The 15,303-nt window shown below is 61.7% G+C and carries 14 protein-coding genes; 9 read left to right on the forward strand and 5 right to left on the reverse strand.

The window, feature by feature from the left end; translation table 11 throughout:
* Positions 1-129 precede the first annotated feature (129 nt).
* Entirely contained in the window at positions 130-468 is a 339-nt protein-coding gene (locus tag MLC59_RS06915; protein WP_248232565.1) for a hypothetical protein, read from the reverse strand.
* A gap of 198 nt (positions 469-666) precedes the next feature.
* Here MLC59_RS06915 and MLC59_RS06920 point away from each other — a divergent pair, with 198 nt between their 5' ends.
* Positions 667-1,740, forward strand: coding sequence for an AI-2E family transporter (locus MLC59_RS06920; RefSeq protein WP_248232567.1), 1,074 nt, complete (start codon positions 667-669; stop codon positions 1,738-1,740).
* A gap of 87 nt (positions 1,741-1,827) precedes the next feature.
* Here MLC59_RS06920 and ilvD read toward each other — a convergent pair whose 3' ends face one another.
* A complete protein-coding gene (gene ilvD / locus MLC59_RS06925) occupies positions 1,828-3,663 on the reverse strand; it encodes a dihydroxy-acid dehydratase (RefSeq protein ID WP_248232569.1) in 1,836 nt (611 codons plus the stop codon).
* Positions 3,664-3,978: 315 nt separating this feature from the next.
* Here ilvD and MLC59_RS06930 point away from each other — a divergent pair, with 315 nt between their 5' ends.
* Both MLC59_RS06930 and MLC59_RS06935 read left to right on the forward strand, forming a co-directional pair.
* Complete coding sequence (locus MLC59_RS06930; protein ID WP_248232579.1) at positions 3,979-5,229, forward strand: HDOD domain-containing protein; 1,251 nt, start codon at positions 3,979-3,981, stop codon at positions 5,227-5,229.
* Positions 5,230-5,231: 2 nt separating this feature from the next.
* Positions 5,232-5,831 carry an LON peptidase substrate-binding domain-containing protein gene (locus tag MLC59_RS06935; protein ID WP_248232580.1) on the forward strand — a complete coding sequence of 200 codons (600 nt, stop codon included), beginning with the start codon at positions 5,232-5,234 and terminating at the stop codon, positions 5,829-5,831.
* 4 nt (positions 5,832-5,835) lie between these two features.
* Here MLC59_RS06935 and MLC59_RS06940 read toward each other — a convergent pair whose 3' ends face one another.
* The 3 genes from MLC59_RS06940 to MLC59_RS06950 are packed head-to-tail and all read right to left on the reverse strand — an operon-like array spanning position 5,836 to position 9,286.
* Entirely contained in the window at positions 5,836-7,275 is a 1,440-nt protein-coding gene (locus MLC59_RS06940) for a bifunctional DedA family/phosphatase PAP2 family protein (protein ID WP_248232585.1), read from the reverse strand.
* Between the two features lie 8 nt (positions 7,276-7,283).
* Entirely contained in the window at positions 7,284-8,279 is a 996-nt protein-coding gene (locus tag MLC59_RS06945) for a diguanylate cyclase domain-containing protein (RefSeq protein WP_248232590.1), read from the reverse strand.
* Positions 8,276-9,286: a GGDEF domain-containing protein gene (locus tag MLC59_RS06950; RefSeq protein ID WP_248232598.1), complete on the reverse strand. Its 1,011-nt coding sequence runs from the start codon at positions 9,284-9,286 to the stop codon at positions 8,276-8,278. The genes MLC59_RS06945 and MLC59_RS06950 overlap by 4 nt, the downstream gene beginning before the upstream one ends.
* A gap of 144 nt (positions 9,287-9,430) precedes the next feature.
* On the opposite strand from MLC59_RS06950, the gene MLC59_RS06955 reads away from it, so the two are divergent.
* The 6 genes from MLC59_RS06955 (at position 9,431) to rodA (ending at position 15,286) form a co-directional block, all read left to right on the forward strand.
* On the forward strand, positions 9,431-10,687 hold the full coding sequence (locus MLC59_RS06955) for a glutamate-5-semialdehyde dehydrogenase (protein WP_248232604.1): 1,257 nt from the start codon (positions 9,431-9,433) through the stop codon (positions 10,685-10,687).
* Positions 10,688-10,689: 2 nt separating this feature from the next.
* Positions 10,690-11,343, forward strand: a complete 654-nt coding sequence (gene nadD / locus MLC59_RS06960; protein ID WP_248232607.1) for a nicotinate-nucleotide adenylyltransferase — start codon at positions 10,690-10,692, stop codon at positions 11,341-11,343.
* A gap of 87 nt (positions 11,344-11,430) precedes the next feature.
* Entirely contained in the window at positions 11,431-11,781 is a 351-nt protein-coding gene (rsfS, locus tag MLC59_RS06965; protein WP_248232609.1) for a ribosome silencing factor, read from the forward strand.
* A 2-nt stretch (positions 11,782-11,783) separates the two neighbouring features.
* Positions 11,784-12,254 carry a 23S rRNA (pseudouridine(1915)-N(3))-methyltransferase RlmH gene (rlmH, locus tag MLC59_RS06970; RefSeq protein WP_248232611.1) on the forward strand — a complete coding sequence of 157 codons (471 nt, stop codon included), beginning with the start codon at positions 11,784-11,786 and terminating at the stop codon, positions 12,252-12,254.
* A gap of 9 nt (positions 12,255-12,263) precedes the next feature.
* Positions 12,264-14,150 carry a penicillin-binding protein 2 gene (mrdA, locus tag MLC59_RS06975; RefSeq protein ID WP_248232613.1) on the forward strand — a complete coding sequence of 629 codons (1,887 nt, stop codon included), beginning with the start codon at positions 12,264-12,266 and terminating at the stop codon, positions 14,148-14,150.
* Positions 14,147-15,286 (forward strand): rod shape-determining protein RodA, encoded by a 1,140-nt coding sequence (rodA, locus tag MLC59_RS06980; RefSeq protein WP_427901705.1) that lies wholly within the window; start codon positions 14,147-14,149, stop codon positions 15,284-15,286. The genes mrdA and rodA overlap by 4 nt, the downstream gene beginning before the upstream one ends.
* Positions 15,287-15,303: the final 17 nt, after the last annotated feature.

Genomic DNA, 15,303 nt, shown 5'->3' on the forward strand with positions numbered 1-15,303 from the left:
CCGGCCAAAGGCGTACCCGTTACACAATAAGGCCTGGATGTGACAATTAAAGGTCCCTTCCTGGCGAGTTTGTACGGCAGGGGTATTAGCGGTGGTTCACTTTCGGAAAGGGCAGTCCGGGATGGCGGTTCAGGTTTCCGGAGGGCGGGGGCGGCGATTGGAGCGTTTGTCTTCCCAGCTCAGTCCTCGCGGATCGTACCAGCCCAGTTCCTGGAGAACCTGGTCACGGGTTTGCTGTGACAGGGTGTCCCACAGTACCGTAAAGGCTTCCACGGCGCGCTCCCGCTGACGCCGCTGCCGGCTGCGCAGGCGCCCGATCAACTGGGGCAGTCGCAGGGCTTCCCCCAGTTGTCCCGGCACCAGCACTTCCTGCCCCATTACCTTGCGGCGATGGGTGCGCCTGGCCAGCACAGCAGTCAGCGCCTCGGCTGCCTGCAACGCTGTTTCTTCATTGAAGTCGTCTGTCACTGTTCCGACCTTTGAAAAAAAGCCCCGGATTTACCGTGTATCCCGATCCACGTTCATCGATGCCGGCCGGTTCCGGAAATCACATAGCCGGCCTTTATCATGAATACCCCAACCGATTACTATACCCTGTCGTGGGCAAAACTGGCCATGCCGCACGCCATGGGCCCATAGCACCCCAACAGAAAGGAATACTGTCTGATGAAGTACGAGAGCCTGGAGCGCTGGACGTTTCTGGGAAGCCTGTTGCTGGTTTCGCTGGCCTTCCTGTTCCTGCTGAAGCCTTTCTTTGGTCCCATATTCTGGGCCGTGGCCATTGCGCTGATCTTCCATCCGGTGCGCCAGCGACTGGCCGGGCGTATGGGTGACCGCCCGAACCTGGTTGCCTTTGTGACGCTGCTGATCTGCATGGTGATCGTCATCATCCCGGTGATGGTGCTGATTTCATCGTTGGTAGCGGAGGGCCTGGCGGTGTACCAGAAAATCCAGGACGGGGACATCCGGCCCGGTGAGTACCTGGATCAGGTTAACCAGTCGTTCCCGGCTATCGAGGCCTTCCTGTCCCAGTTCAACCTGGACTTCTCCGCGTTGCGGGATCGCCTGGTGTCCGGTGTGGCGGGTGCCAGCCAGTTCCTTGCCAGGCAGGCTCTGGGGCTTGGTCAGAACACCTTCCAGTTTTTCCTGAGCCTGGCGCTGATGGTCTACCTGGCATTCTTTCTGTTACGGGACGGCTCGCGACTGGTGGACCTGCTGATCCAGGCGCTGCCCCTGGGCGATGAGCGCGAACGGTTGCTGTTTGCCAAGTTTGCCGAGGTAACCCGGGCAACCGTGAAAGGCAACCTGCTGATCGCCATCATCCAGGGGGCCCTGGGCGGCCTGATTTTCTGGATACTGGGTATTACCGGCGCCCTGCTGTGGGGTGTGGTTATGGCGATCTTCTCGCTGCTGCCAGCGGTAGGCGCGGCGGTGGTGTGGGTGCCCGCTGCGATTTACCTGGCAGCGGTGGGGGAATATGTCCCGGCAATTGTTCTTACCGCCTTCGGTGCCATTGTAATTGGCCTGGCGGATAACCTGCTGCGTCCGATCCTGGTGGGCCGGGATACCAAGCTGCCGGATTACATCGTATTGCTGTCGACCCTGGGTGGGCTGGTGATGTTCGGTATCAACGGGTTCGTGATGGGGCCGCTGGTGGCGGCGCTGTTTATGGCGTTCTGGGGAATTTTCATCCGGGAGTTCAGCGAGCAGGAGCCGATACTGTCACGAAAGGACCAGTAATTCAGCGAGTGCCCTGGCTTGCGTAGCAGATAACGCCAGCGCCGGTCGTTCCATGCCCGGTCGCTGGCGTTTTCGTAACGGTCCGGATCAGTCGAGCCTGGAAAGGTCCCGAACAGCACCCTTGTCAGCGCTGGTGGCCAGCAGCGCATAGGCCTTCAGTGCAGCGGACACCTTGCGTACCCGGGGTGCCGCCGGTTTCCATCCCTCGGCATCGCGCTGTTCACGGCGGCGGTCCAGTTCATGCTGGTCGATTTCCACGTTGATGGTGCGGTTGGGAATATCGATACGGATCAGGTCACCATCCTCGATAAGGCCGATGGCCCCGCCTGCAGCCGCCTCCGGGGACGCGTGGCCGATAGACAGCCCGGAAGTACCGCCCGAGAACCGGCCATCGGTGAGCAGGGCGCATTCCTTGCCCAGGCCCTTGGACTTCAGGTAGCTGGTGGGGTACAGCATCTCCTGCATGCCCGGTCCTCCCTTGGGTCCCTCGTAGCGGATGATGACCACCTCGCCGGCTTTGACCTGGTCACCAAGGGTGCCCTCGACCGCAGCATCCTGGCTTTCAAAGACCCGCGCCGGGCCTTCGAAGACGTAGATACTCTCGTCCACACCGGCGGTTTTCACCACGCAGCCGTCCCGGGCGATGTTCCCGTAGAGCACGGCCAGGCCGCCCTCGGATGAATAGGCATGCTCCACCGAGCGGATGCAGCCGTTCTCCCGGTCACCGTCCAGTGACGGCCAGCGGGTGCTCTGGCTGAAGGCTTCCTGGGTGGGTATGCCCGCAGGTCCGGCCTTGTAGAACTCCACAACGTCTGCGGGCGGGTTACGCATGATGTCCCACTTGTCCAGGGCTTCCGCCATGGTGCGGCTGTGTACTGTGGGCAGGTCAGTATTGATCAGTCCGCCCCGTTCAAGCTCCCCGAGAATCCCCATGATGCCGCCGGCCCGGTGTACATCTTCCATGTGGTACAGGGGAGAGTTCGGGGCCACTTTACAAAGCTGGGGCACCCTGCGGGAAAGCTGGTCGATTTCATTGAGGGTGAACGGTACGCCGCCTTCCTGGGCGGCAGCCAGCAGGTGCAGGATAGTGTTTGTGGACCCGCCCATGGCGATGTCCATGACCATGGCGTTTTCGAAAGCCGCCATGGACGCAATGCTCAGGGGAAGAACGCTGGCGTCATCCTGTTCATAGTAACGGCGGGCGTTCTCCACGATCTGCCGGCCAGCCCACAGGAACAGGCGTTCGCGGTCGGCGTGGGTGGCAAGGGTAGAGCCGTTGCCGGGCAGGGCCAGGCCGATGGCTTCGGTCAGGCAGTTCATGGAATTGGCGGTGAACATGCCGGAACAGGAGCCGCAGGTGGGGCAGGCGCTGCGTTCGTATTCCTCTACTTGCTCGTCACTGGCGTTGGGGTCTGCCGCAATGACCATGGCGTCCACCAGGTCCAGCTTGTGTTCCGAGAGCTTGGTCTTGCCAGCCTCCATGGGACCGCCGGATACGAAAATGGTCGGGATGTTCAGCCGCATGGCGGCCATCAGCATGCCCGGGGTGATCTTGTCGCAATTGGAGATGCACACCAGGGCGTCGGCACAGTGGGCGTTGACCATGTACTCTACCGAGTCCGCGATGATTTCACGGGAGGGCAGGGAATAGAGCATGCCGTCGTGGCCCATGGCGATGCCGTCGTCCACCGCAATGGTGTTGAATTCCTTGGCGACCCCGCCGGCGGCCTCGATCTCCCGGCAGACCAGCTGGCCGAGGTCTTTGAGGTGCACGTGCCCGGGCACGAACTGGGTGAAGGAGTTGGCTACGGCAATGATGGGCTTGCCGAAGTCATCGTTTTTCATCCCGGTAGCGCGCCAGAGGGCCCGGGCCCCCGCCATGTTGCGGCCGGCGGTTGAGGTGCGTGAACGATAATCTGGCATGGCTGTTCTCTCGTTTTATCCTGCTTTCAGTTAATGCCACGGTTCGTCCCGAGCTGGTCATGTCACGGGTGGGCAGGGCCAGGCGGGCGGGTTGCGGGCTGTATGCAAACCGATGAGGATACCAGATTAACGGCTTATCGCATGGTTGTTTTCACTGGCGGTATTTACAATACTTCAGGAGCCAGCGTTCCATTGCCGGAATGGCCGGGACATCAGCGGGTGCTGGTGGCTGTTGACGTACAGCCGGCCGCGGTGTTCGCTTCGGCAATGTTTACCGGGGTGATTGTTTGCGCTGTCCGGAACAGGGAGTTGTCAATGAGTGTTCGAGAAAGCCTGGCACTGGGCCGGCTCAGGGAGTTTCACCCACTTAACCGCCTGACGGACGAGCAGCTGGTGGTGCTGGTCAGTCGGGCCGAGCGGCGCGTACACCGGCCCGGCCAGCGAATTCTCGAACGGGGCGCCCGGGACGGCATGGACTTGTTCCTCCTGAAAGGGGCTGTGGAACTGGTATCCGCGGATGGGCGCCAGGTAACGGTCAACGCGGGTACCGAAAAGGCCGTTACCGCCATCGCCCGCCTGCAGCCGCGTATGTTTGACGTTACGGCGGTCCAGCCTTGCGAGTTCCTGGTGATTGAACAGGCGGTGCTTAATAAACTGCTCCAGGCCGCCCCCCTTGAATACTCCGATGACCACAGTGGCCGTGAGGCAGACACGGATGATGAGCACCGGTTACTGATGGAGTTCTATGCCGAACTGAAATCCAATCAGGTCAGCCTGCCGAGCCTGCCGGATGTGGCCTGGAAGGTTCGCCGGTTGGCAGACCGTGAAGATTCCTCTGCCGAAGATATCGCCCGGGCCCTGACCGCTGATCCAGCCATGTCTGCGAAACTGGTCCGTTCCTGCAACAGTGCGCTGTATCGTGGATTCAGCGAAGTCCGCAATGTCCGGGACGGGGTGGTACGCCTGGGCGTGAAAACGACCCGGCAGCTGGTGACTGTGTTTGCCATGCGTGAAGTATTTCGCAGCCGGCAACCTGAATTGCAGCAAGCGATGGACAAACTGTGGCGGGAAGCGCGCACCGTGGGTGCCCTGGCCTGGGTGCTTGCAGAGTCGTCCACCCGGGTTGAGCCGGAGGAGGCGCTGCTGGCGGGGCTCCTCCATAACATTGGCGCGGTGCCGGTGCTGGTCCATGCGGAGCACCATCCTTCGCTCCTGGCCAGTCCGTCTGCCCTGGAGCGGGCGATTACTGCGTTACAGGCCGATATTGGTGCCGCGATCCTGCAGAACTGGCACTTTTCGGCGGCATTCGTTGAAGCCGCCCGTCATGGAGACGACTGGTTCTATGAGTGTGCCGAGGAGCAGCCACAGCTGGTCGACCTGGTGATCGTGTCCCGGTTGCACGCACGTATGTCTGAGAAGCAGAACGAGGGCCTGCCCGAGTTCGAGCAAGTGCCAGCCTACCGCCGGTTGGGTGCGCTGGAGTTGACCGCTTCCCGGAGCCTTAAGTTGGTGGAGACAGCCCGTGAGCGACTGGACGAGCTGCAGAGATTGTTGGCGGGGCATTGACCATGGCCCTGGCTGAGCAGCAGATGTTGGGCCATGTGCCCTTGTTCCCGCTGAGCACTGCGGTGCTTCCCGGTGGCCGTATTCCGCTCCAGCTGTTTGAGCCCCGGTACCTGGACATGCTGGCCAGGTGCCTGCGGGAGCAACGGGGATTTGTGGTGGTGCTGTTGCGGGAGGGGGGCGAAGTTGGCAGTCAGGCGGTGTTCTACGATATTGGCACCTATGTGCAGATCGTGGATTTCCAGCAACTGGATAATGGCCTGCTGGGTATTACCGCTGAGGGCTTGTGGAAGGTCGCAGTCAACAGGAGCTGGCGCGCCCCGGATGGCCTGAATCTGGGTGACGCGGAGCGTCTGCCGGAAGAGCCTGAAGAGGCAGTTCCGCCAGGCCACTCTGAACTGGCTGCTGTACTCCGCGCCCTGCTGCGTCATCCGGAGGTGAACAGGCTGGACCTCCGTGTCGATTTCAGCAGCGCCCGGGAAGTGGGCTGGCGACTGGTGGAACTGCTGCCCCTGGACGGCCAGGAAAAACAGCGATTACTGGAAGTCCAGGACCCCCTGGAGCGACTGGACAGGCTGTCCTCCCTGCTGGAGGCCATGGACTGAGCTCTTACCCGGTAACCGTATAGGCAAGCCGGGCTGCTGGCCACTGCCACCAAAGGTACCCCGCGACAAAGGCGCCCCACACCAGGGCTGCCAGGCCGGTCAATACATCCACCGACAGTGGCAGGCGGTCATATCGACTGTAGCTCGCCCGGACCAGGCCGCAAATGGCCAGGCCCAGCAATAGCCCTCCGACAACGTCAGTAAACCAGTGAACGCCCAGTGCCACCCTGCTGGTAGCAACCAGTACCATCGGCATACTGAGTGTGAGGTAGACCTTCCAGCGCCTGGAAGGTCGCCATTCCCGGGCTACGAAGGCAGCCGTAATACCCGCAAAGACGGTGATGCCGGTGGCGTGGCCGCTGGGGAATGCAAAGCTTGAGGGTGGTTCGTTTACCAGTGTCGGGCGGTCTACCGCGAGGCCGTTCTTCAGCAGGGTAACGCTGACCGATGTGAGTGCCAGTGCCCCCAACAGGTGAAGGGCAGCGCTGTAATAGCCGCGAAGCAGCAGAGCTGCAGCCATCAAGACACACCCGGTCGCCAGCACAGGAGGGTCTCCAAAGAGTGTCAGCAGGATCAGCGCCGGGTCGGTGACGGGTGAACGGAGCAGGCCCGTCATGTGCTGGAAATAGTGGTCCAGCGGAAGTAGCAGGCTGGTGCTCTGACTGAACAATGCCCACAGCGCAAAGCCTCCGGTGGCGCCAAGGGTGAGGCTGAGCGACGCCAGCGGAAATTCTCCGCCCTCTGCAGGCCGCTCGCTGTAGAGTGCTCGCCAGAAACGATGAGTGGCGTTATAGCTGCTCATCGCGTGCTCCAGCCACTGATAGAATCGGCTGCGGCTGCGCAGCCCCAGTTGCAGTCTGACAAACAGGAACCAGGCTATCAGTATGACGACAGCCCCGCCGGCGCCCAGGGCATAGATTGCCGGCGGGATGGGCTCAGGCCCGGAGAGTGCCGCCCCTACCGCGTAGCCCGGCAACAGGTAGAAGGGGGCCCAGGCCAGTGCGGAAGCAACGTTGACCATCACGAAGCGGCGGGCGGGCATGTTGAATGCACCCGCCACCATGGGAATGAAAGGGCGCACTGGCCCAACGAAGCGTCCGATGACAACGCTCTTGCCGCCATGGTGGGCAAACAGGTTCTCTGCACGGCGAATCATCACCGGGTGGCGCCGGAAGGGCCAGACCTGGTGCAGTCGCCCCTGAAGTTGCCGGCCCAGCCAGAAGCTCAGCAGGTCACCAAGAATGGCACCCGCTGCGCCCCAGCCGAGAATCTCCACCAATGGGGTGCCGACCTGGCCGGCCATGGCGGCCGCCGCAAACAGGATCGCCACGCCCGGCACCAGTATGCCGGCAATCGCAAGGGATTCCAGTAACGCTGTTGCGAAAATCACCGAGGTGAGCCAGCCCGGGTGAACGGCCAGCCACTGGGTCAGCTCCTGGATCATTTGTTGCCTCAGGCTACCTGGTGGACATCGGCACTGAACCAGACATGGTCATGGCCACGGCGACGGGCTTCCTCAAGGGCGTCAGTAGCGCGCTGGCGCAAGCGCTCGCCCAGGCTGTCCTGGCTGATATGGGTGGTGGCCCCCATGCTTACCGTCATACGTCCGACATGGGGCCAGGCTGCTTCGGCGATACTGCGGCGTATCCGTTCGCCCGTAACCCTGGCGCCCTCTTCCGGTGTAAATGGCAGGATGAGGCAAAAGCGGCCATCCCCGAGGAAATACAAGGTATCGCCTGCACGAATCAGCGTGAAAAGGTGCTCCGCCAGCCTGCGGTACAGCAATGGCATTTGTTCCCGGCCAAGCATGTCGCTGATCTGGTCGCGGTGGTCGATATCCATCATCAGTATCGATACCGGGTGAGTCGTGGCCTTGGCCCGGCTGATCTCCTTCTGCAGTGTCTCGTCGAGGTAACGGGCGTTATGGGCCCCGGTGAGCGGATCGATGATTGCCAGGTCCTCGGCAGACTGCGTCATGTGGTCGTAGTGCCAGCTGGCCAGCCCCGCGCTGGCGACCAGCAGCCATAACGCTGCGATAGCCGGCAGGCTTTCACCGGCGGGTAACTGCCAGGCCAGTACCAGGGCGAGCAGGGCAGCTACCGGCAGCGTGAGCAGGGTAGCCCGGCGCAGGGGCAGTACCAGGTAGGTCAGGACCAATACGGGCAGGCTCCAGGAAATACCGCTTGCGCCGGCCTTCAGGGCGCCTGTCAGGGCCAGTCCATGTAACAGCAGCAGCACCGGCAAGTGCCCCTTCGCCCGGAGCTGGTAGCGGCTTGCTGAAAGGGTGTAGGCACAGCCTCCCAGGCTGATGGCGCTCAGCCCGGCCGCCGGATAGAACAGGCCGTAAAAGCCGTAACGCAGGTTCTGCAGTGCGAGCAGGGCAAAGACGGCGGAGCCCAGGCCGTAGGCCAGGGCGCTGGTCAGTGTTCGCAGGCGGGTTTCTGTCACGTGACCGGGCTCCCCTCGGTATCCGGGGGCGGCGTATGAGACCAGGTGCTCCAGGCCTGCACCCGGTTGCCGCCTTTCTTCTGGGCCCCCTGCAGTGCGCTGGCTACGGCCTGCTGCAGGGTGTCGGCGTCATCGCCGATATTCAGTCCCGCGACACCGGCACTCACGGCAACCTCGAGGCCATGGGATTCAAACAGTGACATCAGCCCCAGGCGGATCTGCTCCGCCCGTTTGCTGGCGCCTGCGGTCGGCACGCCGGGGAGAATGACCAGGAACTGCAGGTCCGCCACCCGGTACCAGGTGTCGAAGTCACGCAGTCGGGAGTGCAGGTAGCGACCGACCCGGGGAAGCAGGGCTTGCAGGTCGGTATCGGTTTCAGGTTCGCTGAGGTGGGTGTCCAGGCCCAGCATGACCACCGAGAGGTCCAGGCCTTCCCGCTCGCTGCGCTGTATTTCCTTGTAGAGGTCGGCGGTGAGGTAGTCCCGGCTTGCCGCCTGGGTCAGTTCGTCCGAGTGCCGCAGTGGAGCGATTTGCCGGGATTTATAGTGCCACAGCAGGAAGAACACGCCGGCAAGGGCGGTGGTCAGTATCAGGGGGGCGATGACCTGGTGCCGGGCCGGGTCGCCGGTAAGGGCGCCCAGCCCCGCAAGGATGACCGCGATGGCTATGACCGTTAGAGGGAAGCCAATGCGAGCCGGCAGCAGGCCAAGGGTGATCAGGGGCAATGCAAACAGCCAGTAGAGTAACGTTGAGCTGTCGAACCAGAGACCGCTTACCAGTACCAGGGCCAGCGTAAGCACCAGCATGTGGTTTATCAGCTGCCAGGCCCGGGTGGGTTGCGCGAGGGGTAAGGCAGGACTGGTCAGGACAATGCCGGAAGCGACAAGGGCGGCCAGGGCAGTTGGCAAGTCCCTGACAACCAGGCAGAAGGCAGACAGAGCTATAAGGGTCAGGGCGCCCAGCCAGGCCAGTCGGCTCAGTAGAAATCGCTCGGCCTTCTGGGCCATGTTCACGTCCTTCCTGAAGTGGGTTCCATTGGACTGTCAGTTTACTGTCAATGATAACATCAATGTGCCAAACGCGCCGACGTCGGGCATAATAACGCCCTGATTTTTATTGATGCACCAGTGTTAAAGCGGAGTGATTGATCCATGGATATTGCAGCCTACATGGCGGAAGTGGGCCAGCAGGCCCGCCAGGCAGCCAGCGCCATTGCCCGTTCCTCCACGGCCACCCGTAACCAGGCGCTGCTGGCGACGGCCGAGGCGCTGGATGGTGCCCGTGCCGAGCTGGCGGAGGCCAATCGCAAGGACGTGGAGAACGGCCGCAGTAACGGGCTGGAGGCGTCCATGCTGGATCGACTGGAACTGACGCCGGCTCGCATCGATGCCATGATTGAAGGCCTGCGCCAGGTGGCGGGCTTGCCGGACCCTATTGGTGCGATTACCGATATGGCCTACCGGCCTTCCGGTATCCAGGTCGGCAAGATGCGGGTACCGCTGGGTGTGATTGGTATTATCTATGAATCACGACCCAATGTGACCGTTGAGGCGGCCAGCCTGTGCCTGAAATCCGGTAACGCCACGATCCTCCGGGGTGGCTCGGAAGCCATTCATTCCAACCAGGCGATTGCTGCCTGCCTGGTGGTCGGCTTGAAAGAAGCAGGCCTGCCGGAGACCTCGGTTCAGGTGATTCGTACCACCGACCGTGCTGCAGTCGGTGAGTTGATCACCATGCCCGACTTCGTGGATGTGATTGTGCCGCGGGGCGGCAAGGGATTGATCGAGCGTATCAGTCGGGATGCACGTGTACCGGTGATCAAGCACCTGGATGGCGTGTGCCATGTCTATATCGATGCCCATGCGGATCCCGAGAAGGCGCTGAATGTGGTGGTCAATGCAAAAACACAGCGTTACGGTACCTGCAACACGATGGAAACGCTGTTGGTGGACCGGGAAATCGCGGAGGATATCCTGCCGTTGCTGGCCGCAACCTTCCGGGAGCATTCGGTAGAATTGCGTGGCTGTGACACCAGCCGGTCAATTGTGCCGGACATGGTGGCGGCGACCGAGGACGACTGGTACGAAGAGTACCTGGGCCCAGTGCTGGCGGTCCGGGTAGTGGATGGTCTCGACGGTGCCATTGCGCATATCAACTGCTACAGCTCGCAGCACACTGACAGCATTATCACGGAAAACTATACCCGCGCCCGGCGGTTTATCACGGAAGTGGACTCCAGCTCGGTGATGGTCAATGCGTCCACCCGCTTTGCGGACGGTTTCGAGTATGGCCTGGGGGCAGAGATCGGTATTTCCACCGACAAGATCCACGCCCGTGGCCCCGTAGGCCTGGAGGGACTGACGTCGCAGAAGTACGTGGTGTTCGGAGACGGGCATATCCGTACCTGATTATGCACATTATCTACGGCGGTACTTTCGACCCGATTCACAATGGCCACCTGCGGGTGGCCATTGAGCTACGGGAGATGCTCGGGGTTAACCGGATTGACCTGGTTCCCTGCCATATTCCGCCCCACAGGGGCGATCCGGGCGGCTCCAGTGAACATCGCCTGGAGCTGCTGAAGCTGGCGGTCGCGGAAGAGCCTGGTCTTGGCGTGGATGACCGGGAGCTGGTCCGGGGCGGCTCATCCTATACGGCGGACACACTACGTCACCTGAGGGACGAGCTTGGCCCAGACGAGCCCCTGGTGATGGTGCTGGGCACCGATTCGTTCTCAGGCTTTGATCGCTGGCAGGAGTGGTCAGTGATTCCGGAACTGGCACACATCATCCTGGTCTCACGGCCCGGGCCCGGCCTGGCGCCGGACTCTATGCCTTCGCGGTTGTTGTCTGAGCGTTGGGTGAGCGATATAGCCTTGCTCCACACCGCCCCGGCCGGCTGCATTCTGGAGGTCGAGCCACCGCTGCTGGATATTTCTGCCACGGGTATCAGGGAGCGCCTGGTTACTGGCCGCTCTGCTCGATACCTGGTACCCGATGCAGTTCTGGCGCGGATTGATGAATTGGGGCTTTATGGCCGCAATGGCAATGAGCATAGGGGTTGATTGGTGATACACTAGCCAACTCGCACTTGCCAACTTACCCCATGCCCCTGTGCCCGGCCGCAACCGGGTGCACATTACAGGATTATTATGCAGGCAGAAGAACTGAAAGATATTGTTGTCGAAGCACTGGAAAACCTTAAGGCGAAGGACATCAGTGTCCTGGATGTGACCGATCGCACCAGTGTGACGGATTTCATGGTCCTTGCTTCCGGCACCTCCGGCCGGCACTTGCGTTCACTGGCTGAGTCAGTGACCAGGGAGCTGAAAGACCGCGGCATTCGGGAAGCGAAGGTCGAAGGCGGCGACTCCAGTGACTGGATCCTGGTCGACCTGGGCGATGTGGTGGTCCACGTCATGATGCCAGCGACCCGCGAATTCTACGACCTCGAGCGCCTGTGGCGAGACGCCCCGGGGCTGGGGGCTGCCGGCAGCGAATAACCATGCGGCTGAAGTTGGTCTGTGTTGGCCAGAAAATGCCCGGCTGGGTCACCGAGGGGTTCCGGGAGTACGCACGCCGTATGCCCCGGGAGTTGCCGCTGGAGTTGAGCGAGATCGCCATGCCCCACCGGGGCAAGAACCCGGACATCAGCCGGCTGATGCGTCAGGAGGCCGGTGCCGTTCTGGCGGCTACCGATGACAGCGACCGCGTGGTTGCCCTGGAAGTTGGTGGTCGCCCCTGGTCCACGGAACAGCTGGCTGGGCAGCTTGAAAGCTGGCAGCTGGAGGGCCGCGATGTCAGCTTCCTGGTGGGCGGGCCCGATGGCCTCCATTCGTCCTGCCGGGAAAGGGCCGACCAGCAATGGTCCCTGTCTCCGCTGACCCTGCCCCATCCGCTGGTACGGATCCTGCTCGCCGAGCAGCTGTACCGGGCGTGGACCATCACCCGAAACCACCCGTACCACCGCGCGTAGGACCTTCCCATGGCCTGGGGCGAATTCAAGGACACAGCCGCTGAACGGCGACTTTTCCATCGTCGCACCCTGGTGATGTTGGGGCTGGTGGTTGTGATGTTCGGAATCCTGGCGGGCCGTTTCTACCAGCTGCAGGTCATCGAACACGAAACCTACACCACTATCTCTGACCGCAACCGGGTTCAGGTTCGCTCTGTGCCGCCGACCCGCGGCCTGATCTATGACCGTAACGGAACGCTGATCGCTGAAAACCGCCCGGTTTTCAGTGTAACCCTGGTGCCCGAGCGGGTAGAGGACATGGACGCCACCCTTGAGCGGCTACAGTCCTTGCTGACCGTTTCCGACGAGAATGTCGAGCGGTTCCGCCGCCGGTTGAAGGAGCCCCGCCGACCCTTCCAGGAGTTGCCACTGCATTACGACCTGACCGAGCAGGAAATTGCCAGCATGGCGGTTCACCGGCACGAGCTACCTGGTGTCGAAGTCAGCGCTGAACTCGTTCGTCACTACCCGTTCGGTGAACTGAACGCCCATGCCCTGGGGTATGTCGGGCGGGTCAACCGGGAGGAGTTGCAGCGCATTGACCCGGTGAATTACGCCGGAACCAACTACATCGGAAAGTCAGGTGTCGAAAAGGTCTATGAAAAGGTGCTTCATGGCACCGTAGGCTACGAACATGTAGAAACCAATGCACGGGGCCGGACGCTTCGGGTGCTTGAGAGAGAAAGCCCAGTGCCCGGGGAAAACCTGGCCCTGCACCTTGATATGCGCATGCAAAAGCGTGCCTTCGAGCTCCTTGAGGGGCACCGTGGTGCGATTGTCGCCATTGACTCCCGTACTGGCGGCATCCTGGCGCTGGCCAGTGTTCCCGGCTTCGATGCCAACCAGTTCGTAACCGGAATCAGCGTGGACGATTACCAGAAGCTCCGGGATTCCAGGGATAAACCGTTGTTCAACCGGGCTCTGCGCGGTCAATACCCACCGGGGTCGACCATAAAACCCATGCTTCTGATGGCAGGGCTGGACAGCGGCACGGTGACACGGGAGACCTCCATCTGGGATCCCGGCTATTACCAGATCAATGACAAAGGACGTCGATACCGGGACTGGAAACGGGGCGGTCATGGCTGGGTTGATGGGCGCCGGGCGGTGGCGGAATCCTGTGACATCTATTTCTATGACCTAGGTGTTGAAATGGGTGTTGATGGCATGCATCGGTACCTTGCCGGGTTCGGGTTCGGTATGGACGCAACCCTGGACGTTAGTGGTGCCCTGCCAGGCCTGTTGCCGTCCAGGGACTGGAAGCAGGGCATGCGTAACGAACCCTGGTATACCGGCGATTCAGTGAACATGAGCATTGGCCAAGGCTTCTTCCTGGCGACGCCCATGCAGCTGGCAACGGCAACCATGGTGGTGGCGAACCGGGGACGGTGGGTTCAGCCACGAATGCTCAAGGATGTCGAGGGTGACACACCCCTGGAGGCGGTGCTCCCGGGCGAAACCATGGCAGACCTGACGGTGGACAACCACGACGACTGGGAGTTTGTCGTCGACTCGATGGAGGATGTCATGCACGGCCCCAAGGGCACTGCACGCCGGGCTGCGGAAGGCGCAGACTACCGTATGGCAGGCAAAACCGGCACCGCCCAGGTGTTCAGCCTGGCCGAAGACGAGGAATACGACGAAGAGGAAGTGCGGGAACGTCTGCGGGACCACGCGCTTTTTATTGGCTTCGCCCCGGTGGATGATCCCCGCATTGTGGTTTCTGTCATCGTCGAGAACGGTGGTAGCGGCAGTGGTACCGCTGCACCGGTTGCCCGCGCCATGTTTGATGCCTGGCTGGAACGCCCGGATGATGAATCCCCCGTGATCAGTCAGGCCGGGGGGACTCAGCCATGATGGGACGGACGGCCAGTGCCCAGGTCAGTGGCAGCCTGCAACGGCCCATGGGCTTTTGGCACCGCCTGCACCTGGACCCCCTGCTACTGTTGCTGCTGATGTTGCTGGCGGGTGGGGGACTGGTTGTTCTCTATAGCGGAGCCGATGCCAGCATGGCTGCGGTCAAGTCACAGGCCATTCGGTTCGGGGTTGCGTTTGTGGCCTTGTTTGTCTTTGCCCAGCTGGATCCTTCCGTATACCGGCGCTGGTCGCCGTGGATGTATGCCGCGGGCATGGCGGGCCTGATCGCAGTGTTGCTGGTAGGGGTGGGCGCCAAGGGTGCGCAGCGGTGGCTGGCCTTACCGGGATTGCCCCGGTTCCAGCCCTCGGAAATCATGAAGCTGGTGGTTCCGATGATGGCGGCCTGGTACCTGTCCCGGCACTACCTTCCGCCTCGTTTCCGGCACGTTGTGCTCTCGGTAGGGCTGGTACTGTTACCCATGGGGCTGATCATTCAGCAGCCAGATCTGGGAACGGCACTGCTGGTGGGGGCTGCGGGTATGTTCGTGGTGTTCTTCGCGGGGCTGAGCTGGAAGCTGATCGCCGGCTTCATTGCTTTGCTGGGTGTGGCGGCTCCGCTGATGTGGCACTTTGTGATGCGGGATTACCAGAAACAACGGGTGCTGACTTTGCTGGATCCCCAGAGTGATCCGCTGGGTGCGGGCTGGAATATCATTCAGTCCACTACCGCTATCGGGTCCGGTGGCTGGAGCGGCAAGGGCTGGCTCCAGGGTACGCAGTCCCATCTCGAGTTCCTGCCAGAAAGCCATACCGACTTCATCGTGGCGGTACTGGCCGAGGAATTCGGCTTTGTCGGGCTTCTGACCTTGTTGGCAGTCTACACACTGATTATCCTGCGCTGCCTGTACATTGCCGTTAACGCACAGGATTCTTTCAGCCGATTGCTGGCTGGGGCCCTGACCATGACATTCGTTGTCTACATCGTGGTGAACATTGGAATGGTCAGCGGTTTGCTGCCCGTTGTCGGGGTGCCGCTACCGCTGGTCAGTTATGGTGGTACGTCGATTGTGACGCTGATGTCCGCCTTCGGCGTTCTGATGGCGATCCATACCCACCGAAGGATGATCACGGCGTAATGTCCGGTAATGGTGCG

The organism is Marinobacter bryozoorum, assembly GCF_023156245.1.
Classification (GTDB): domain Bacteria; phylum Pseudomonadota; class Gammaproteobacteria; order Pseudomonadales; family Oleiphilaceae; genus Marinobacter; species Marinobacter bryozoorum.

Bases quoted from the DNA above. Each gene is read 5' to 3' on its own strand.
- MLC59_RS06950 (WP_248232598.1), bottom strand. From the start codon at position 9,286: ATGGCCCAGAAGGCCGAGCGATTTCTACTGAGCCGACTGGCCTGGCTG.
- rodA (WP_427901705.1), top strand. From the start codon at position 14,147: ATGATGGGACGGACGGCCAGTGCCCAGGTCAGTGGCAGCCTGCAACGG.
- MLC59_RS06955 (WP_248232604.1), top strand. From the start codon at position 9,431: ATGGATATTGCAGCCTACATGGCGGAAGTGGGCCAGCAGGCCCGCCAG.
- MLC59_RS06935 (WP_248232580.1), top strand. From the start codon at position 5,232: ATGGCCCTGGCTGAGCAGCAGATGTTGGGCCATGTGCCCTTGTTCCCG.
- MLC59_RS06920 (WP_248232567.1), top strand. From the start codon at position 667: ATGAAGTACGAGAGCCTGGAGCGCTGGACGTTTCTGGGAAGCCTGTTG.
- rsfS (WP_248232609.1), top strand. From the start codon at position 11,431: ATGCAGGCAGAAGAACTGAAAGATATTGTTGTCGAAGCACTGGAAAAC.
- MLC59_RS06930 (WP_248232579.1), top strand. From the start codon at position 3,979: ATGAGTGTTCGAGAAAGCCTGGCACTGGGCCGGCTCAGGGAGTTTCAC.
- mrdA (WP_248232613.1), top strand. From the start codon at position 12,264: ATGGCCTGGGGCGAATTCAAGGACACAGCCGCTGAACGGCGACTTTTC.
- MLC59_RS06940 (WP_248232585.1), bottom strand. From the start codon at position 7,275: ATGATCCAGGAGCTGACCCAGTGGCTGGCCGTTCACCCGGGCTGGCTC.
- ilvD (WP_248232569.1), bottom strand. From the start codon at position 3,663: ATGCCAGATTATCGTTCACGCACCTCAACCGCCGGCCGCAACATGGCG.
- rlmH (WP_248232611.1), top strand. From the start codon at position 11,784: ATGCGGCTGAAGTTGGTCTGTGTTGGCCAGAAAATGCCCGGCTGGGTC.
- nadD (WP_248232607.1), top strand. From the start codon at position 10,690: ATGCACATTATCTACGGCGGTACTTTCGACCCGATTCACAATGGCCAC.